Source organism: Halorubrum sp. SP3 (assembly GCF_005435195.1).
Classification (GTDB): domain Archaea; phylum Halobacteriota; class Halobacteria; order Halobacteriales; family Haloferacaceae; genus Halorubrum; species Halorubrum sodomense.
On record NZ_SGTU01000003.1, the window covers coordinates 62,694 to 81,734 of the forward strand.

General features: G+C 71.2%; 20 protein-coding genes. 6 read left to right on the forward strand and 14 right to left on the reverse strand.

Annotated features, from left to right (window positions below; all coding sequences use genetic code 11):
• Positions 1 to 77 precede the first annotated feature (77 nt).
• Complete coding sequence (gene arsN2 / locus EXE42_RS03035) at positions 78 to 521, forward strand: arsenic resistance N-acetyltransferase ArsN2 (RefSeq protein WP_092920404.1); 444 nt, start codon at positions 78 to 80, stop codon at positions 519 to 521.
• A gap of 58 nt (positions 522 to 579) precedes the next feature.
• Here arsN2 and EXE42_RS03040 read toward each other — a convergent pair whose 3' ends face one another.
• Complete coding sequence (locus EXE42_RS03040) at positions 580 to 897, reverse strand: DUF5785 family protein (protein WP_092920405.1); 318 nt, start codon at positions 895 to 897, stop codon at positions 580 to 582.
• A 129-nt stretch (positions 898 to 1,026) separates the two neighbouring features.
• Here EXE42_RS03040 and EXE42_RS03045 point away from each other — a divergent pair, with 129 nt between their 5' ends.
• Positions 1,027 to 1,494: a hypothetical protein gene (locus EXE42_RS03045; RefSeq protein ID WP_137705866.1), complete on the forward strand. Its 468-nt coding sequence runs from the start codon at positions 1,027 to 1,029 to the stop codon at positions 1,492 to 1,494.
• Between the two features lie 15 nt (positions 1,495 to 1,509).
• Here the strand turns inward: EXE42_RS03045 and fdhF are convergent, their stop codons facing one another.
• Entirely contained in the window at positions 1,510 to 3,654 is a 2,145-nt protein-coding gene (gene fdhF, locus EXE42_RS03050) for a formate dehydrogenase subunit alpha (RefSeq protein WP_137693641.1), read from the reverse strand.
• A gap of 211 nt (positions 3,655 to 3,865) precedes the next feature.
• On the opposite strand from fdhF, the gene EXE42_RS03055 reads away from it, so the two are divergent.
• Complete coding sequence (locus tag EXE42_RS03055) at positions 3,866 to 5,035, forward strand: glutathione-independent formaldehyde dehydrogenase (protein WP_092920408.1); 1,170 nt, start codon at positions 3,866 to 3,868, stop codon at positions 5,033 to 5,035.
• Between the two features lie 51 nt (positions 5,036 to 5,086).
• Here EXE42_RS03055 and EXE42_RS19195 read toward each other — a convergent pair whose 3' ends face one another.
• The gene (locus EXE42_RS19195) at positions 5,087 to 5,254 is read right to left on the reverse strand and encodes a hypothetical protein (protein ID WP_167603307.1); all 168 of its coding nucleotides are present in this window, start codon (positions 5,252 to 5,254) and stop codon (positions 5,087 to 5,089) included.
• A gap of 142 nt (positions 5,255 to 5,396) precedes the next feature.
• Between EXE42_RS19195 and EXE42_RS19200 the strand changes: the two genes are divergently transcribed.
• On the forward strand, positions 5,397 to 5,549 hold the full coding sequence (locus EXE42_RS19200) for a hypothetical protein (RefSeq protein ID WP_167603309.1): 153 nt from the start codon (positions 5,397 to 5,399) through the stop codon (positions 5,547 to 5,549).
• On the opposite strand, the gene EXE42_RS03060 is transcribed toward EXE42_RS19200, so the two are convergent.
• Positions 5,546 to 6,667, reverse strand: coding sequence for a GTP-binding protein (locus EXE42_RS03060; protein WP_137705867.1), 1,122 nt, complete (start codon positions 6,665 to 6,667; stop codon positions 5,546 to 5,548). The genes EXE42_RS19200 and EXE42_RS03060 overlap by 4 nt on opposite strands.
• A 90-nt stretch (positions 6,668 to 6,757) precedes the next feature.
• On the opposite strand from EXE42_RS03060, the gene EXE42_RS03065 reads away from it, so the two are divergent.
• Entirely contained in the window at positions 6,758 to 7,384 is a 627-nt protein-coding gene (locus EXE42_RS03065; RefSeq protein ID WP_137705868.1) for a hypothetical protein, read from the forward strand.
• Positions 7,385 to 7,415: 31 nt separating this feature from the next.
• Here EXE42_RS03065 and yqeC read toward each other — a convergent pair whose 3' ends face one another.
• Positions 7,416 to 8,147 carry a selenium cofactor biosynthesis protein YqeC gene (gene yqeC, locus EXE42_RS03070; RefSeq protein WP_137705869.1) on the reverse strand — a complete coding sequence of 244 codons (732 nt, stop codon included), beginning with the start codon at positions 8,145 to 8,147 and terminating at the stop codon, positions 7,416 to 7,418.
• Between the two features lie 139 nt (positions 8,148 to 8,286).
• Between yqeC and EXE42_RS03075 the strand changes: the two genes are divergently transcribed.
• A complete protein-coding gene (locus EXE42_RS03075; RefSeq protein WP_137705870.1) occupies positions 8,287 to 10,191 on the forward strand; it encodes an aldehyde ferredoxin oxidoreductase family protein in 1,905 nt (634 codons plus the stop codon).
• 37 nt (positions 10,192 to 10,228) lie between these two features.
• Here EXE42_RS03075 and EXE42_RS03080 read toward each other — a convergent pair whose 3' ends face one another.
• From EXE42_RS03080 to pstC, 9 genes are read right to left on the reverse strand one after another with little or no spacing between them, the layout of a single operon-like run.
• Entirely contained in the window at positions 10,229 to 10,588 is a 360-nt protein-coding gene (locus tag EXE42_RS03080; protein WP_137705871.1) for a hypothetical protein, read from the reverse strand.
• A complete protein-coding gene (locus tag EXE42_RS03085) occupies positions 10,585 to 11,652 on the reverse strand; it encodes an Mrp/NBP35 family ATP-binding protein (protein ID WP_092920414.1) in 1,068 nt (355 codons plus the stop codon). The genes EXE42_RS03080 and EXE42_RS03085 overlap by 4 nt, the downstream gene beginning before the upstream one ends.
• A gap of 45 nt (positions 11,653 to 11,697) precedes the next feature.
• A complete protein-coding gene (locus EXE42_RS03090) occupies positions 11,698 to 12,537 on the reverse strand; it encodes an isopentenyl phosphate kinase (RefSeq protein WP_092920415.1) in 840 nt (279 codons plus the stop codon).
• Positions 12,534 to 13,550 (reverse strand): mevalonate kinase, encoded by a 1,017-nt coding sequence (gene mvk, locus EXE42_RS03095; protein WP_137705872.1) that lies wholly within the window; start codon positions 13,548 to 13,550, stop codon positions 12,534 to 12,536. The genes EXE42_RS03090 and mvk overlap by 4 nt, the downstream gene beginning before the upstream one ends.
• A gap of 56 nt (positions 13,551 to 13,606) precedes the next feature.
• On the reverse strand, positions 13,607 to 14,626 hold the full coding sequence (locus tag EXE42_RS03100; RefSeq protein WP_092920417.1) for an AbrB/MazE/SpoVT family DNA-binding domain-containing protein: 1,020 nt from the start codon (positions 14,624 to 14,626) through the stop codon (positions 13,607 to 13,609).
• 2 nt (positions 14,627 to 14,628) lie between these two features.
• Positions 14,629 to 15,300, reverse strand: coding sequence for a phosphate signaling complex protein PhoU (phoU, locus tag EXE42_RS03105; RefSeq protein WP_092920418.1), 672 nt, complete (start codon positions 15,298 to 15,300; stop codon positions 14,629 to 14,631).
• Positions 15,301 to 15,304: 4 nt separating this feature from the next.
• On the reverse strand, positions 15,305 to 16,228 hold the full coding sequence (pstB, locus tag EXE42_RS03110) for a phosphate ABC transporter ATP-binding protein PstB (protein WP_092920419.1): 924 nt from the start codon (positions 16,226 to 16,228) through the stop codon (positions 15,305 to 15,307).
• Positions 16,229 to 16,234: 6 nt separating this feature from the next.
• Positions 16,235 to 17,863 (reverse strand): phosphate ABC transporter permease PstA, encoded by a 1,629-nt coding sequence (pstA, locus tag EXE42_RS03115; protein WP_137694842.1) that lies wholly within the window; start codon positions 17,861 to 17,863, stop codon positions 16,235 to 16,237.
• Positions 17,863 to 18,996: a phosphate ABC transporter permease subunit PstC gene (gene pstC, locus EXE42_RS03120; RefSeq protein ID WP_092920421.1), complete on the reverse strand. Its 1,134-nt coding sequence runs from the start codon at positions 18,994 to 18,996 to the stop codon at positions 17,863 to 17,865. Before pstC ends, pstA begins: the two co-directional genes overlap by 1 nt.
• Positions 18,997 to 19,041: the final 45 nt, after the last annotated feature.

Consider the following 19,041-nt stretch of genomic DNA (forward strand, 5'->3'; position numbering starts at 1 on the left):
TTCGGCCGCTCCCCGGCCCGTGACCGGCCCCGCCGGCCGAGGGCTGAAGTGGGTGCCGCCCCACCGTTCAGTTCGAAATGAGCGACCCGTCACTCACGCTCGCCCCGGCCGACGACGGCTCGCTCGCCTACGTCGAGGAGCTGCTGGAAGCGAACGGCCTGCCGTCTCGGGACGTCCGTACCGCGCCCGGCGCCTTCTACGTCGCTCGCGACGGCGCCGAGCGCATCGGCGTCGGCGGCGTCGAACGGCGCGGCGGCTCCGGGCTGCTCCGGTCGGTTGCCGTCGAGGAGCCGAAGCGCGGACGAGGGTACGGGACGGCGCTTTGCGACGCGCTCGAAGCAGAGGCGACCGCCGACGGCGTCGACGCGCTGTACCTGCTCACGACGACCGCTGCCGACTTCTTCGCGGCCCGGGGCTACGCAGAGATACCGCGGGAGGAGATCCCGGCCGAAATCCGCGCGACTTCACAGTTCGAGGGGCTGTGCCCGTCAACGGCCGTCTGTCTATGGGCGGAACTGTGAGCTCGCGCCCGTCACCGAGCGCGCGACGGGTGAGAAGTCGATCGACCGCAGAACGAGATCAGGCGCTGCCGTCGACGAACTGGTCGGCGCCCTCGTAGAACCAGTAGCCGTTCTCGCGCATCGCGCGGCCGAGCTCCTGGTGGAACTCGACGAAGTCCGCGAACTCCTCCTGCTCGACGCCCTCGAAGATCTCCTCGACGGAGACGACCGTCTCGAAGTCGATCCGGATCGGGTGGTCGCCGTACTGCTCGACGTACTCCGCCGCCGTGAGCGGGAAGTCCTCCTCCTCGTCGATCTTCTTCGCGAGCACGGCGTGGCCGTACTGCCGCATGCCCTCGCTCCCCTGCTCGCCGTCGGGGTCGTGTGGCCAGTCCATACCGTGGAATTCGCCGGATCGGGGATAGTGGTTTCGGATGCGGCGGTGACGCCGGTCGCACGCCGCGAGGGCCCCAACCGCACCCCCGACCGCACAAGACACTTCCCGCCAGTCCGCGTCGCCAGCAATATGCGCCGCAGAGCCCTCCTCGCGTCCGCGGCCGCTGTCTCGACCGCTTCGCTGGCCGGCTGTCCCACCCCGCCGTGGACCGACGATCCGACGACGATCGACGGCGCTGAACTGACCTTTCGACGCGAGTACGACGGCGACCTCGACGTCACCGAGTCCGGGGGGAACGACGTCGCAGAGCTGCGTCGACGCCTCGACGAAGATCCGCCGCGGCTGGTCGTGGCGGGATCGCTCCTCGACGGCCCCCGGCGTTGCTATCGAGTCACGCCGTTCGAGGCGGCGCTCGACGACGGGACCCTCCGCCTCCGGATCGTCTCCGAGGACGACCCCGACTCGGACGTTGACCGCTGCTCGGACGTCGCCGAACCTCACCCGTACTCAGTCGCGGTCGCGTTCCTCGAGGCGCCCGTCCCGGAGCGCGTCGTCGTCCGGCACGAAGACGAGACGGTGCTGGAAGAACGGGTATAAAAAAGCCGACGTCGCTCAGTCGTCCGCCGATGCCGGCGAGTCGTCGCCCGCGGCCTCGATGTCGACCTCGATCTCGGCCGAAGCGGCCTTGTACTCGGGGATCTTCGAGCGCTCGTCGAGCACGTCGTTGGTGAGGCGGTTCGCGGAGGCGGCCGCGAAGTGCGGCGTGGTCCAGACCACGCCCTCCTTGATGTCCTCGGTGACGTCGGCGCGGACGGTGATCTCCCCGCGCCGGGACTTGAGGTTGACGTAGTCGCCGTCCTCGATCCCGTACCGCTCGGCGTCGTTCGGGTGGACGTCGACGAAGTTCTCCGGGTGCTGGTTCGAGAGCGTGGGCGAACGGCGGCTCATCGTCCCGGTGTTGTAGTGTTCCTCGAGCCGCGCCGTGGTCAACACCAGCGGGTACTCCTCGTCGGGGACCTCCTTCGGCTCTTGGTGGACGACGCCCTCGATGCGGCCGAGGCCGTCCTCGGTCTCGAACTCGTCCTCGTAGAGGAACGGGTCGCCCTCGTCGCCCTCCTCGTAGCAGGGCCAGTGGAGCCCCGTCTCCCCGAGCGCGTCGTAGGTCATCCCGTGCATGATCGGGCACACCTCGCGCAGCTCCTCGAACACGTCCTCGGGGCCGTCGAACGCGAACTCGTCGCCGTCGAACAGGCGCGTCCCCACCTCACAGAGGATGTCGAGGTCGTGACGCGTGTTCTCGTGGACCTTGTGGACGCCGCGCATGCGCTGGACGCGGCGGTCGGTGTTGGTGACCGTGCCGTCGCGCTCGGCCCACGTCGTCGCCGGGAGGACCACGTCCGCGAGCTCGGCGGTCTCGGTCATGAAGATGTCCTGGACCACCATGAAGTCGAGCTCCTCGCGGAACCGGCGCTCCGTCTCGTTGCCGTCGGGCTCGCTCATGATCGGGTTCTCGCCCATGACGTAGAGCCCGTGGACGGTGTCGCCGATCGCGTGGGAGATCTCGACGTTCGTCAGCCCGGGCTCCGAGGGGATCTCGAACCCCCACACGTCCTCGACGGACTCGCGCGCCTCGTCGTCGTCGACGAGCTGGTACCCCGGGAGAACGTTCGGCATCGCGCCCACGTCGCAGGTGCCCTGGACGTTGTTCTGCCCGCGCAGGGGGTTGACGCCGGTCCCCGGGCGACCGAGGTTCCCCGTGATCAGCGCGAGGTTGATCTCGTTCTGGACGTTGTCGACGCCGCAGGTGTGCTGGCTCATCCCCATCCCGGTGAAGATGGCCGCGTCGTTCGCCATCGCGTACTTCTCGGCGGCGAGCTCGATGTCCGCCAGCGGCACGCCGCACTCCTCGGCGGCCGCCTCCTTGTCGAAGTCCGCGAGCGTCTCCTTCAGGTGGTCGAACCCCTTCGTGCGCGCTTCGACGAACGCCTCGTCGATCCAGCCCGCGTCCGGCTCTTCCTCGTGGCGCTCGAGGATCGTCTTGAGGACGATGTTCAGGAGCGGAATGTCGGTGCCGGGCTTCAGCTGGAGGTGCATGTGCCGGTCGGTGTCGTCGATCTCGAACGACCGGGTGGTCTTGTTCGCGTGCGGGTCGACCTGGATGACGGTCGCGCCCTCTAAGACGGCCTGCCGGAAGTACTGGCTGTTGGCGATCGGGTGCTGCTCGCCGGGGTTCGCGCCCTGGATCCACAGCACGTCCGCGGAGTCCTCCAGGTCGGCCATGCTGTTCGTCATCGCGCCCATCCCGAGGCTGGTGCGCAGCGCCCACACCGTCGACGCGTGACACATCCGCGTACAGTTGTCCACCTGGTTCGTGCCGTATCGGCGCGCCAGCTTCTGGATCAGGTAGTTCTCCTCGTTGAACGTCTTCGAGGAGCCGAAGAATCCCATCCCGTCCGGCCCGTGCTCCTCGCGAATTCCCTCCATCTCGTCGACGACGCGGTCGAGCGCCTCCTCCCACGTCGCCTCGCGGAACTCGCCGCCGTCCTTGATCAGCGGCTCGGTCAGTCGGTCCTCGTGGTCGACGACCTGCGTCGCCGCCCCGCCCTTGATGCAGACGCTCCCCTCGTTCACCGGCGCGTCGGCCCACGGCATAAAGCGCATCTCGCCCGGCTCGTCGCCCTCCAGCACGCGGATCCCGCAGCCGACGCCGCAGTACGGGCAGATCGTTTTGGTCGCGTCGTCCGGCTCACTGGACATCTGTCTCACCGCCTCCGTGCGCGTTCATACCACACGATCGATCGTCAGCGTCCATGAGTGTATCGGTGGATTCACACGAGCGGAGCCGCGGGGAGGCTCCCGACCCCGTCTCGCAATATTTGTTAATAGCGAAACGAACCGAGTTATTAATGGTAAAATATAATGGAAAAACATTTACTATGTATTGTTAACACGTTACAATCGCAACAACATGAGAGCAGTTGTGTACCAAGGCCCCTACGATGTGGCCGTCGAGGAGGTAGACGAACCGGAGATAGAACACCCGAACGACGTCGTCGTCGACATCACCACGTCCTGTATCTGCGGCTCCGACCTCCACATGTACGAGGGACGGACCGCGGCCGAGGAGGGGATCATCTTCGGCCACGAGAACATGGGGATCGTCAGCGAGGTCGGCGAGGCGGTATCGACGTTAGAGGAGGGAGACCGCGTCGTCATGCCGTTCAACGTCTCCTGCGGCTTCTGCCAGAACTGCGAGGAGGGGTACACGGGCTTCTGTACCAACGTCAACCCCGGCTTCGCGGGCGGCGCGTACGGCTACGTCGCCATGGGGCCGTACCCCGGCGGACAGGCCGAGAAGCTGCGCGTCCCGTACGCCGACCACAACGCCCTGAAGCTGCCCGAGGGCCGCGAGCACGAGGACGCGTTCTCGCTGCTCGCGGACATCTTCCCGACCGGCTGGCACGGCACCGAGCTGGCGAACCTCGAGTCCGGCGAGTCCGTCGCCATCTTCGGCGCGGGACCGGTCGGGCTGATGGCCGCCTACAGCGCGAAGATCAAGGGCGCGGCCGAAATTTACGTCGTCGACCAGGTGCCGAGCCGACTTGAGCTCGCGGAGGAGCACTGCGACGCCCACGCCATCGACTTCTCCGAGGGCGACCCGGTCGACCAGATCATCGAGGAGCACGGCGGGATGGTCGACAAGGGCGTCGACGCGGTCGGTTACCAGGCGACCGATCCGGACGACGTCGACACCGAGACGGAGGACTACTCCTACCAGCCGGCCAAGGAGAACCCGGCGGTCGTGATCAACAACCTGATCCGGGTGGTCCGGCCGACCGGCGAGCTCGGCATCCCCGGCCTGTACGTCCCCGAGGACCCGGGCGCACCCGACGACATGGCCGCACAGGGCCGCCTCGGCATCGACTTCGGGAAGTTCTTCGAGAAGGGGCTCAAGTGCGGCACCGGCCAGTGTAACGTCAAGGAGTACAACCGGTACCTGCGCGACATGATCATCGAGGGGCGCGCGGACCCGAGCTGGGTCGTCTCCCACCGGGTCGACCTCGAGGAGGCCCCCGAGATGTACGAGGCGTTCGACGCCCGCGAGGAGGGCGTCACGAAGGTCCTGTTAGAGCCTTGAGACCGCCGCGTCGCGCCGCCGCTTCGAACTCCGCGCTTTTTTCGCCCGCGCTCACGCCCTGAGCCACGCCTTCGGGTGGTCGCTCCGGAGGTGCGTCTGGTACTCCCGGACGAGCGCCGGGTACGTGTCGGCCACGCAGTGCCAGTCGCAGAGGTCGCACTCACGCTCCACGCCGTCGTCGTCGCCCCGAACGTACCCGCCGCGTCTGTAAGTCGGCATCTGTTGCTCCGTCGACTCGGGTCGGCCCGCGTCTGACCGGTGTAAACGCCCGCCACGCTTGAGGGTGTCGGCGGAGCAGGGGAGTCGCCCTCCCGTCCGGGCCGCCGAAACGGGTATGTCATTCCGGCGCGTGGTCACGCCCATGTGTAAGTACTGTAACTGGGCCTTCCACGACGGGTGGGGGGAGCTGCTGAAGTACGACGAGACGTACCAGTCGGCGGTCGGCGCGGAGACGGAGTCGACCCACGGCTTCCACGACGAGTGGGACGACCTCCGGAGCGAGCTGGGGATCTAGATCGGGAACACCGCGTCCGGGTCCGCCGTCGTCTCGGCGTCGCCCGCGACGAGTCCGGCCAGCTCCTCGCGGATCCCCGACTCGTCGAGGTCCTCGCCGATGAACACCAGCCGCGTCCGGCGGTAGTCGTCGGACCCCCACTCGCCGATCGGTCCGGCCTGGACCGACGGGCCGGCCTGGCTCACGCCGATCACCTCGTCGGTGCCCGCCACCCGGACCACGCCCTTCGCGCGGACGATCGACCCGTCCCAGTCGTCGAGCCACGCCGCGAGCGCCTCCGGGTCGAGCGGCTCGCTCGACCGGTAGACGAACGAGCCGACGCCGTGCGCGGCGGCCGCACCCTCCGGATGCGCGTGATCGTGGCCCTCTCCGCCGTCGTGGTCGTGACCCGCCTCCTCGTCGGCGATGGCGCGCTTCCACCCCGCCGACCCCTTCGCCGACTCGAAGTCGAACCGGCCGGTGTCGAGCACCTCGCCGGGGTCGACCGCGGAGTAGGTGGTCCGGATCCGCTTCGCCCTCGGGCCCAGCCGCTCCGCGACCGCCTCGATCCGGTCGAGCACGTCGTCGGGCACCATGTCGGTCTTGTTCACCAGGAGGACGTCGCAGAACTCGATCCCCTCGACGAGCACGTCCGCGAGCGGGCGGTCCGTCTCCGGCTCCGCCCCGCCGGGGAGGCTCTCGCCCGCGTCGAACTCCTTCCAGAAGCCGTAGGCGTCGAGGACGGTCACCATCGTGTCCAGCCGGAACCGCTCCCGGGGGTCGACGTCGCTGTCCTCGGTCCCCTCGGTGAACGCCCGGGCGATCGGCACCGGCTCCGAGATGCCCGACGACTCGACGAGGAGGTAGTCGAACTCGCGCGACTCCGCGAGCGCCGCGGCCTCGCTCAGCAGGTCGTCCTGGAGCCGACAGCAGATACAGCCGTTCGAGAGGTCCACGACGCCCTCCTCGTCGTTCTCGCGGGCGATCTTCTCGGCGTCGACGTTCACCTCGCCCATGTCGTTCAGGATGACGGCGATCCGTCTGTCGCCCGGGTTCGAGAGCAGGTGGTTCACGAGCGTCGTCTTCCCGGCACCGAGGTAGCCGCTGAGGACGGTGACCGGGATCCGGTCGTCTGACATGTGTGGTGTCAATGCCCACACCGATATGAAACGATCGATCGGGATGATTGGCACGAACGTTCATCCGTCTCACCGACGTACCACGAGGCGATGGACCTGAGCGAATCGACCGTCCGGGACCGCGCCCGGACGTACGCGGAGCGGGAGCCGTTATACGACGTGGAGCGACAGCACGTCGAAACGGTCCCGGAGACGTTCGCCGGCGACGAGTACGGCCGCCGGGACGCCCAGTGGATCGTCCGGTGGTACTTCCGGCGCTACCTCGGCGAGTACCCCGACCGCGAGCGGCGCGAGCGGGAGGAGGCGTTCCGCGACAACGACTTCGGCGACGTGATCGACGCCATCGACGCCGCCGTCGACGCGCTCGGTGTCGGGGAGAACGAGGGGGCCGACGCGGCGGAGAGGGGCGACGCGGCGGAGGCAGACGCCGCCCTCGACGCGCTCACCGCGCTCGACGGGGTCGACGTCGCGGTCGCGTCGGGGTTCTGCCAGTTCCTCGCCCCCGAGCGGTTCGTCGCGGTCGACCGCCGGACGTGGGCGGTGCTCGCCGCGGCGGGCGAGCTCGACACCTCCTACCCGGAGCCGCCGTCGGCCGCCGACTACCGGCGGTTCGACGACGCCTGCCGGGCCGTGATGGAACGCACGGGCGTCGACGCGTGGACGCTGTACCGGGCGCTGTGGGTGTCGTACGAGCAGTTGCCTGACGCGGACGCGTGAAGAGATCCGTTCGCCGGCCGCACGGAACTACTCACTCCACGACCTCGACGACCGGGTCGTCGGAGACGAGCCGCGTGAGGACGACGCGCGGCACGTTCGCGCGGTAGAGAATTTCGCGGGCGACCGCCCGGGCCGCGGTCGCGTCCGCCTCGTCGTCGACCTTGTTCACGACCGGGATCGCGGTCGCGTCGCCGGGGACGTCCTTCAGCCCGCCGGCGGGACTCGCGAGGACCGTCGCCACGTCGGCGGGGGTGAGCTCGTCGCCGATCCCCCGGCCGGTGATCGCGGCGACCGCCTCCGGCCGGTGGACGCGCTCCTCGGTGAGCGGCTCCCCGACGACGTGCGCGCTCGCGATCGGCACGACGATGTCCGCGTTCCGCGGGATCTGCGGCTCGCGCTCGCTCGGCGCCTTGAACTCCCGGAGGCGCGCCCCGTCCGCCTTCACGAGCGTCGCGCCCGGCGCGGCGTCGGCGATATCGGCGACTACGTCCACGTCGTACCCGAGGTACCGGTCCGACCGGTCGCGCTCGGGGACGAGCCCGAGCGGCCAGTCGCCGGCGTCGGCGTCCTCGATCGCTCCTATCGGGTCCTCGGTCACGCGCACCGTCGCGACCCGGTCGTCGAAGATCGGTATCCGGACGCTCGCCGTCACCACCGACCGGTCGAGTCGGTCCGCGAGCGCGAACAGCGTCGACTTCTTGCCGCCCGCGCCGACGACGCAGAGGGTCGCGTCGCGGGCGTCGAGCGCGGTCGTCAAGTCCATGCCGCCGCGTTCGGGCGCCGCGTCCCTCACTCTGGCGGTCGGTGACGCGCTCCGCGGGCCCAACTGCGCTCGGAGCCGACGCGGGGGCCGACCCCCCCGGCGAACAGATTGATACGTCCTCGCCGCGCAGGGCCTCCAAATGAGTCGCCGCCGCACCCACGTCCTCCGCGTCGACCTCTCGGCGGGCGAGACGGCCCGCGAGCGCGTCCCGCGGGACCGGCGGCGCGACTACGTCGGCGGGAAGGGGCTCGGGGCGCGCTACCTCTACGAGGAGCTGCCGCCGGGGACGGAGCCGACGGGTCCGGAGAATCTCCTCTGCTTCCTCGTCGGCCCGCTCGCGGGCTACCTCCCGGGCGAGACGCGCTACGCCGCGGTGACCAAGTCGCCGCTCACCGGCGGCTTCCTCGACTCGTACGCGGGCGGCGAGTTCGCCGACCGCCTCGCGGGGTCGCTGGACGACTGCCTCGGGCTGCTCGTGACGGGCGCGGCCGACCGACCGGTCCGGATCGAGGTCGAGGACGGCCGCGCCCGGATCGAGGCGAGCGACGCCTGGGGCGACGACGCCGCCGAGACGGCCGAACGGTTCCCGGCCGCCGGCGTCGCCTGCGTCGGCCCGGCGGGCGAGCGCGAGGCGGCCTACGCGACGGTCGCGAGCGACGGCGGCGCCCACCACGCGGGCCGCGGCGGCGCCGGCGCCGTGATGGGGTCGAAGCGGCTGAAGGCGGTCGTCGCCCGCGACCCCCCGCCGAGCGTCCCGGACGACCTCGCCGCGCTCCGCGACCGCGACGCGGCGGCCTACGGCCGCGACCCGACCGGCGAGTGGCAGGCGGCCGGCGAAACGGTCGAGACGGTCGATTACGCCAACGAGGTCGGGATCCTCGCTGCGGAGGGGTGGACGGGGACCGGCTTCGACGGCGCCGACGACATCGGCGTCGAGGCCGCGCTGGAGCGCGCGACGGGGCGCGAAGAAGTTACCGACGCCGGCCAAGGCGAGGACCCCGCCGTCCCCGGCGGCTTCCGGATCGACACCCCGGACGGCGAGGTGGTCCCGCGCGGCGCGGCCCCGATCACGCTCGGCGCGGGCCTCGGCGTCGACGACTTCGACCGCGTCGTCGAGCTCTGCGGGGTCTGCGACCGGCTCGGCCTCGACGTGATCGGCGCGGGCAACGCGGTCGCGTGGGCGGTCCGCGCCGGGGAAGCCGGTGTCGTCGACTGCCCGGTCTCGTTCGGCGACGCCGACGGGGCAGAGCGCCTGTTAGCGGCGATCGCGGCCCGCGAGGCGCCGCCCGACCTCGACGTCCACCCGGATCTGCCGAACGCGCTCGCCGACGGGATCGACGCCGCGGTCGAGCGGTTCGGCGGCGAGGCGCTCGTGCCCACGGTGAAGTCGATGGCGCTGCCCGGCTTCGACCCCCGCGCGGCGGTCGGGGTCGCGCTCGCGTACGCGACGAGCGACCGCGGCGCGTGTCACAGACGCGCGCGGCCGCAGGACAGCGAGCCGCTCGCCCGGCCCGACCGGTCTCCGACCGACCGGGTGCGGGACGTGGTCGGCGAGCAGAACGCGCGCTCCGTGCTGTGGAGCCTCGTCGTCGACGACTTCGTCGGCGAGGCGGTCTGGGACGACCTCGGCGCGGAGTGGCTCGCGGCGGTCGACCACCCCGCGGTGACGGACCGCGACGGCGACGCGCCGGAGCGCGGCGACCGCGCCGAGGACCGCTCGGACCCGGTCGCCGCGCTCGCGACGACCGGCGAACGGATCTGGACGCTCACCCGGCTGTTCAACGCCCGCGAGGGGTTCGACCGCGACGACGACGCGCTCCCGGAGCCGCTCCGCACGGCCGCGGCGGACGGGACGCCGGGGGTCGACGTCGACGCGTTCGACCGCCTGCTGGACCGCTACTACGCGGCCCGGGGGTGGGGCGACCGCGGCCTCCCGACGCCGGCGGCGCTCGACCGCCTGGGCCTCGCGGAGGTCGTCGACGACGCGACCCCGCTGGACGAGCGCCCGATCGACCTCGCCGAGGCAACGGATTCGGACGACTGACGCGAGTTACAATCGACTTCCGGCGCTCGCGCCCGCCTCAGCGGCGCAGTCCGCCCTCGGCCTTGATCCGCATGATGTGCCGGACGTTGAGGTAGATCTCCTCGGGCGAGGTCTCCTCGTCGGCGTCGTAGAGGTCCGAGACGCGGTAGAGGATCGCCGAGAGCTGCCTGCTCTCGGAGCTGTCGCCCCGCACGTCCTCGGCGACCTCGCGGAGGAACTCCCGGACCTCGTCGTCCGCGGGGAACTCGGCGTCCGACGCCTCCTCGGGGACCACCGGGTCGACGCCCGCGGCCGCGAGGGGGTCCTCGCGGTCGTCGCCGGCGCCGTCGTCGTCGGGCCCGGTTCCGGTAGCGGCGTCGGACTCCGCCCCGTCGGTGCCGCCGTCCGCGTCGGTCATCGCCCCTCGCTCACCCCGCGGCGGCGGACGACGCCGGCGTTGTTCGCGACGTTCTCGACGAGCACCCTGAACGCGTCCGCGGTCTCGCCGTCCTCCAAGACGACGGGCTCGCCGTCGTCGCCGCCGGTGCGCACGTCGGGGTCGAGCGGGATCCCGCCGAGGAACGGGAGGTCGTGTTCCTGCGCGAGCGCCTTCCCGCCACCGGAGCCGAATATCTCGTGGAACCCGCCGCAGTCGGGACACCGGAAGCCGGCCATGTTCTCCGCGATCCCGAGGACGTTCGTGTCGTGTTTCCCGAACATGCGGAGCCCCTTCACCGCGTCGTCGAGCGCGACGTCCTGCGGCGTCGTGACGATCACGGCCCCCGTCAGCGGCAGCGTCTGGAGGATCGTGAGCTGGGTGTCGCCGGTGCCCGGCGGGAGGTCCATCACGAGGTAGTCGAGCTCGCCCCACTCCACGTCCTCGACGAGCTGGGTGATGATCTTGTGGACCATCGGCCCGCGCCAGATGACGGGGTCGTCCTCGCCGGTGAGGAAGTCCATGCTCATCAGCTTCACCCCGAACCGCTCCGGGGGAACGATCGTCTCGCCGTCGGTCTCGGGGCGCTCCTCGGCCGACACCATCCGCGGGACGTTCGGCCCGTACACGTCGGCGTCGAACAGGCCGACGCGCGCGCCGAGCGCGGAGAGCCCGGCGGCGAGGTTCACCGCGACCGTCGACTTCCCGACGCCGCCCTTCCCGGAGGCGACCGCGATGACGTTCTGGACGCCGGGGAGGACCTGCTCGTCCGCCGAGAGGTCGTCCGGGATCGACGCCGACAGCTCCACGTCGAGGCCGGTGTCCGCGAGCGCCTCGCGCACGTCGTCCGCGACGGCCGACTCGGTCGGGGAGAAGGGGGCGCCGAGCGCGAGCGACACGCGGACCGTTCCGGCGGTGCCGTCTCCGGTCCCCTCCCCGCCCTCCTCGACCTCGACGTCGTTCACCAGCCCGAGCGAGACGATGTCGCCGCCGAGGTCGGGGTCGCGCACGTCCGCGAGCCGCTCCCGCACGTCCGATTCGTTCATGCCCGGGGGGAGGGCCGTGGGTCGAATAAGGGTTCTGTCACCCGGTCAGTCGATCCGGGTTCCGGCGCCCTCACCGCGCAGGAACGGGGCCAGTCCCGCCGCGCCGAACACGTACGCTGGCGCGTCGAGGTCGAGCAGCTCGCGCACCTTCGCGGCCATCCCGCCGGAGACGTCCGTCGCGTCGCTCGCGCCGAGCGCGTCCGCGACCGCGCCGAAGTCGTCGATCTCGTCGATCACGTCGCCGTCGCCGTCGAGGACGCCAGGGACCGTCGAGCAGACGCCGACGCGGCGCGCGGCGAGCCCCGCGGCGAGCTCCGCGACCAGCTCGTCGCCCGAGACCACCGTGACGCCGTCGCCAGCCGTCGCCACGCCGTCGCCGTGGAGGACGGGGACGAACCCCTCGTCGAGCAGCGTCGCCGTCGACCCGAGCGGGAGGTCGAGCCGGCCGTCCGCCCCCTCGGTTCGCGCCGCGAGCGACAGCGGGTGAACCGGGACCGCCGGTACGCCGCGTTCGCGGAGCCGCTCTAGCACGTGCGCGTTCAGCCGCTTCATGGCGCCGTGGACCGCGGCCACCGCGTCGGCGTCGCGCGTCCCGTCGGTCGTCGACACCCCGCGTTCGCTGGCGTGGTGATGGCCGAAGCTCCCGCCGCCGTGGACGACGACGAGCCGGTCGACGTCGCCCGCCGCGAGCGCGTCCGCGACCGCGTCGCAGGCCGCGTCGAGCGCGGCGTCGTCGAGCGTCTCGGGACGGTCCTTCTCCGTGATCAGGCTCCCGCCGAGCTTGAGGACGACCGGGGGCGCGTCGGTCCCGGCGCCGTCGGCGGCTTCGTCGCCGCCCGCGCCCCGTGCGTCGCCGCCGTCTGCGGTCGGGTCGGCGCCCGTCACGCCTCCACCACCCGGACGCCCTCCGTCGCCAGCTCGGCGCGGAACGCCTCCTCGCAGCCCTGCGTGAACGAGAGGGCGGTCTCCGTCGCGTCGCTCGCGTCGAGCGCGACGACGCAGCCGCCGCCCCCCGCACCGGTGAGCTTCGCGCCGTGGGCGCCCGCGTCCCGCGCGGCCCACACCATCGCGTCGAGCGACCGGGCGGAGACGCCGAGCGCGGCGAGCAGCCCGTGGTTGAAGTCCATCAGCTCGCCCAGCCCGGCGAGCAGCTCGGACGACGGCGGCTTCTCCGGGTCCGCGTCGGCGAGGAGGGCTTCGCCCTCCCGAACCAGGTCGCCGATCGATTCGACCGTGTCCGCGGCGAACCCGTGTTCCTCGCGCAGCGCGCGAACGCCCGCGACGAGTTCGCCGGTGTCGCCCGCGCCGCCGTCGAAGCCGACGACGAACGGGAGGTTCGGGGCGTCGATCGGCTCGCAGTCGTCGCCCTCGACGCGGACCGCGCCGCCCATCGTCGAGCAGAACGTGTCCGCGCGCGAGGCCTGCCCGTCCTGAACTTCGAACTCGGCACGATACGCCCGCTCCGCTAGTTCCCGGCGGTCGAGCCGCTCGCCGAGCGCGCGGGTCGCCGCGTCGATGCCGGCCACCACCACGGCCGCCGACGACCCCAGTCCCGCACCGAGCGGAATGTCGCTCTCGACGGTGATGTCGAAGCCGGCGTCGGGGGCGTCGGCGGCGTCGCGCGCCTGCTCGACCGCGGCGTCGACGTACCCCATCGCGGCCTCGACGAGCGGCGTCGGCACGTCCACGTCCGGGCGGTCGCCGGTGCCGCCGGCGTACTCCACGGTGAACCCGTCCAAGGTGAGGTCCTCGGCCTCGACGCGCACGTGGTCGTCCTCGCGCGGCTCGACGCGCACGGTCGCGCGTCGCTCGACGGCCGCCGGCACGGCCGGCTCGCCGTAGACGACGGCGTGTTCGCCGAAGAGGTACACCTTCCCCGGCGCCTCGCAAACGGTCATACGAACTCCCTCTCCCCCCGCGCTTACAGGCGTTGCGCTTGCGGGCGCGGGGCGGACTACCGCTCCGCCCCGGCGTCGCGCGGCGACTCGCCGCGGCGGGCGGCCCGGCGGAGCCCGATCTCCGCGACGTCGTCGCCCCGGTCCGCGCTCCGGCGCAGCGCGCGCGAGACGCGCCGCAGCTCCGGCGCGCTCGCGCCCGCCTCGTCCAACCGCCGGTCGAACGCGTCGATCCGTTCGCGCACCTCGCGCAGGTCGCCGAGCGCCCCCCGGGCGACCCCGGCGTCCTCGTCGCCCAGCACGACGCCGACGCCGTCGGCCACGGCGCCCCGAACGGCCCGCCCGATATCGCGGCACGACTCCAGCCGCCGCTCGGCCGGCGGCCCGTCGAGCGCCGCCGCGGCCGCGCCGACCTCCACGGCGGCGTCGCGGAGGCGGCACAGCTCCCGCATCGCGGTCCACGACTCGAACAGCTCCGAGCGGGTCGTCCCGAGCGCGTCGACCTCTCCGAGGTCCGCCATCCCCCGCGACACGGAGCGCTCGATCATCGCCGCGAGGCGGTCGACCTGCTCGTCGCGAGAGCCGACCGGCGACGCGCCGGGCGGGGCCGCCAGGGCCTCGACCGCGTCGCGGTGTATCGCGCGCACGGTGAACGCGAGCTGGCGGAGCGACTGGCTCACCGACACCTCCTCCGAGTTGAGCATAATCTGTACCGTCGTCGCCGCCTCCGACTCCGCGGCCACCGACATCCCGATCCGACCGCGGGCGACCCGCTCGACGGCGCGGCGCCGCTGCGCGGTGAGCGGCTCGTCGGACTCCAGCGTCACCTCCCGGACGCCGGCCGCGTACGCCGCCCGCAGTCCGCGCTCGATCACCGCCGGATCGGCCGACTCGATCCGGGCGGCAGTCGGGACGTCCCCGCCCGACCGGTCGCACGTCTGGACCGCCAACACCCCGTCGACGTAGTCGTGGAGCGTCACGGTGTCGCCGGCGGTGACGCCCTGCGACTCGGCCCACTCTTTCGGCAGCGAGACGGTGTACGTTCCGTTTCCGACGGTCTGGACCTTGCGGGTTTCCATGTTCAGTAGAGTAGCTCCGGGTCGTTCTCGACCATGTACAGCGTCCGCGCCGCGATGTTCACCGCGTGGTCCCCGATCCGCTCTAAGTCTCGGACCGTCAACAGCACCCGCGACACGTCGTCCAACAGCCGCTCGGCGGCCCAGCCGTCGTCGTCGGTCCCGGCGATCAGCTCGCGGGTGACGCTCTCGCTCGCGCGCTGGCAGAGCGCGTCCACCTCGTCGTCGCCGGCGGCCACCGCCCGACACGCCGCGGCGTCGCCGGTCTCGTACGCCGCGAGGCTCCGTTCGAGGAGCCCGCGCGACGCCGCGCCGATCGCGTCGATCGCCACCTCGGGGGCCACCGTCTCCCGCGCCGCCAGCGAGTAGTTCGCGAGGTTCACCGCGAGGTCGCCGATCCGCTCGAGGTCGGTGATGATCTTGAACGAGGCGGTGACGAACCGGAGGTCGCCGGCGACCGGCTGCTGGAGGGCGAAGAGGTCGACGCAGCGGTCCTCCAGGGCGAGGTACGTCTCGTTGACCTCGTCGTCGCCGTCGGCGACCGCCCGCGCCAGCGACTCGTCGCGGCGTTCGACGGCCGCGAGGCTGTCCCCGAGACGCTCCGTCACCAGGTCGCCCATCGAGAGCACGTCAGACCGGAGCTCGTCGAGCGAGTCCTGATAGTGTTCTCGGGGCATACGGTTATCCGAACTTGCCGGTGATGTAGTCCTCCACGCGCTCGCTGTGCGGGTCCTCGAACACCTGGTCGGTGTCGCCGTACTCGACGAGCTCGCCGCCGGTGAGGAACACCGCGGTCTGGTCAGAGATGCGCGCGGCCTGTTGCATGTTGTGCGTGACGATGACGACCGTGTACTCCTCGGCGAGGTCCTCGATCAGGTCCTCGATCTTCGCGGTCGCGATCGGGTCGAGCGCCGACGCGGGCTCGTCCATCAGGATGATCTCCGGATCGACGGAGAGGCACCGGGCGATACAGAGGCGCTGTTGTTGGCCGCCCGAGAGGCCCAGCGCGTTGTCGTCGAGCCGGTCGCTCACCTCGTCCCACAGCGCCGCGTCGCGGAGGCAGCGCTCGACGAGCCGGTCGCGCTCCTCGGCGTCGCTCCGGTTCAGTAACCGGGCGAGGAGCCCGGTGTCGAGGTCGCCGTGCTTCTTCGGCCCGTAGGCGATGTTCTCGCGGATCGACTTCGGGAACGGGTTCGGCGACTGGAACACCATCCCGACCCGCTTCCGCAACTCGACGAGGTTGACCCCGTCCTGATAGATCTCCTGGCCGTCAAAGCGGACCGACCCATCGATTGTCGCGGACTTGATCCGATCGTTCATCCGGTTGAGGCAGCGTAGATACGTCGACTTTCCGCAGCCGGAGGGACCGATCAGGGCGGTGACGCTTCTCTCGGGGATCTCCATCGAGACGCCCTTCAGCGCGTGGTCGTCGCCGTAGTAGACGTCGAGGTCGTCGACCGTCATCTTCGCCTCTCCTCGGAACTCGTAGTCCGTCCACTCGTCACGGGTACGCTCGTCCGTCTCGCCGGTGGTCGTCGTGAGGGGCTGGTCGGTGTCCGTCGTCGCGGTACTCGTCTGGGTCTGTGGGTTTTGGTTCTCGCTCATCGGTGATCAGGTGTGTTTGAGCCGGCGGCGGAAGTAGTAGCGCGTCGCGATGCCGATCGCGTAGAAGGAGAGCACGACCATCAGGAGGATGAGCGCCGTTGCCCACCGGAAAGCGTCGGGGTCACCGACGTTACTCCCGAGGCCGACGCCGGCCGTAATCAGCGCGAACAGCTGGTACGGGAGCGCCGATGTGGCTTCGAGTAACGCCGGGTTGGCGACGAACGGCGGCGTCGCGGTGAACTGGAAGCCGCCGATGACGTCGACCGTCTGCGAGCCCGGCAGGAACGTCCCGCCGGCCATCGTCAGCAGGATCGGCGCCGTCTCGCCCGCGATGCGGCCGACGCCCAGAATGACGCCGGTGACGACGCCCGGGAGGGCCGCGGGCAGCACGACGCTTCGGATCGTCTGCCACTTCGACACGCCGAGGGCGGCGCTCGCGTCGCGGTACTCGTCGGGGACCGAGAGCATCGCCTCGCGGGAGGTGATGACGACGAGCGGCAGCAGCATGAACCCGAGCGTGATCATCCCCGAGAGCAGCGACTTCCCGTTGCCGAACCGCGGGATCAGGAACGCGAACCCGAACAGTCCGAACACGATACTCGGCGTGCTCCACAGCCCGTTCGTCGCGACCTCCACGACCTGCGTGAACCGGCCGCGCTCGGCGTACTCGGTGAGGAAGACGGCCGCGCCGACGCCGAGCGGGACCGCCAGCAGGACGGCCCCGATCACGAGCCAGAACGTGCCGACAATGGCGGGCAACACGCCTTGGAAATCGTTCAGCAGGGCCACGCCGTTCATCACGAACGGAACGGAGACCGGGAGCGCGACCGAAACGCCGAGGATCGTCGTCTCCGGACCGGTGCCGAGGCCGACGTCGACGCCGGTCAGCAGGCCGGGAACGCCCTGAACGACCACGTAGGCGACGAGGATACAGAGGAAGGCGACGATGGAGAGCGCGTTCAGGTAGACGAGCACGTACGCGCCCATGTGCCGCCCGCGGGCCCCGAAGCCGCCGTACGCCTTCGCGGACGCCCACCCGCCGTAGAGGGCCGCGAACAGCGTCGCCGCGGGGATGAGGAACTCGGCGGTGATCGCGGCCTGCTGTTCCCAGTCGAGCTCCCACGCCCACGCCGGGTCGATGACGCCGGTGAGGAAGACGAGCCCCGTCAGCGCGAGGAGGGCGCCGAGGGGGAGCGTCGACCCGACGTCCTCGCGCGGGAGGACGGTGAGCGCGAACGCGACGGCGCCCACGGCGACCCCGGCGACGACGCCGACCCCGGTGCCGAGGCCGAGCGTCTGGCTCGCGACGCTCCCGCCGATCAGGACCCACGGGACCGCGGCGCCGAAGCCGGCCACGAGGCCGGCGCTCGGGTCGGGGTCGGTCTCGACGTAGCCGAGCCGCGAGCCGGCGCCGAAGGCGATCACCGCGACGCCGAGCGCGGCCAGGAGGCCGCCGAGCAGCGTGACGGTCCCGACGCCGAACAGCGAGCCGGTGAGGCTGACGCGCTCGAACAGCGCCGTGACGGCGAGCGCGAACAGCACCGCCGAGAGCCCGACGGCCACGCCGGCGACGGCGTCCGTCTCCGTGGTCTCCGACTCGACCAGCTTCGCGTCCGTTTCGCTCGCCCCGGCCATCAGACCTCACCCCCGAGCCGCTTGTGCATCCGCCACTCGATGTACTGCGCCCCGATCGAGATGACGAGGACGGTGACGAACAGGATGACGCCCGCGACGAACAGCGCGTCCATCTGGAGCCCGTCGGCCTCGCCGTAGTTCCGCGCGATGATCGAGGTCAGGGTCTCCTGGCCGTAGAAGACGTTGACCAGCGGATCCGTCAGTCGCGGCACGCCGCGGAGCATCACGGTCGCGGCCATCGTCTCGCCGATGGCCCGGCCGACGCCGAGCAGGACCGCCGCGGAGACCCCCGAGAACGCCGCCGGCAGGGTGATCGAGGTCATCGTCTGCCAGTCGGTCGTCCCCATCGCCAGCGACCCGCTCTTCATCGACTCGGGGACGCTGCTCAGCGCGTCCTCCGCGACCGAGACGACGGTCGGGAGCGCCATCAGGCCGACGACGATCCCGACGAACAGGTACGACCCCTGCCCGGTCGTCTGGAACTGGTCCGAGGCCCACGGGCCGAGCACGGTGAAGCCGATGAACCCGTAGACGATCGACGGGATGCCCGCGAGGATCTCGACGCCGGGTTTGACGACCTCGCGGACGGTGGCCGGAGCGATCTCCGAGAGGAACAGCGCCGCGGAGACGCCGAGCGGCGCGGCGACGGCCGACGCGATGAGCGTCACCATCACCGTGCCGTGGATCATCGGGACCATCGAGTAGCGGATCGGCGGCGAGACCGCGTCCCAGTTCGGCTGGATGAACATCCGGAGCCCGGGGACGGAGACACCGAACACCGTCGCGCTCTCGTACCGGATCACCGGGATCGACTCCCGGAAGATGAACACGATGATCAGTCCGAGGATGAGGATCGTCGAGGCCGTCATCATCAGCGCGATGGTGTACGCCGTCTCCTCCTGGTACCGGACCCACCCGATCGCCGACGAGCCGAGGAAGGCGACGAAGGGGAGGACGGTCCAGTTCGAGACGGCGAGGAACCCGACGAGCGCGCCGAGGAGCGACACCGCCATCACCGAGATGATCGCCAGCGCGGCCGTCTCGGTCTCGTCGGCGAACCGTTTGGTCCGCCGGACCTGTTCGCCGATCGCACCGCGGATCCGTCCGTCTCGGGAGTCTGTTACCTGTGCCATGGGGTTGGTATGAGTGGCATGTGTGTTCCGTATGTCGTAGAAACG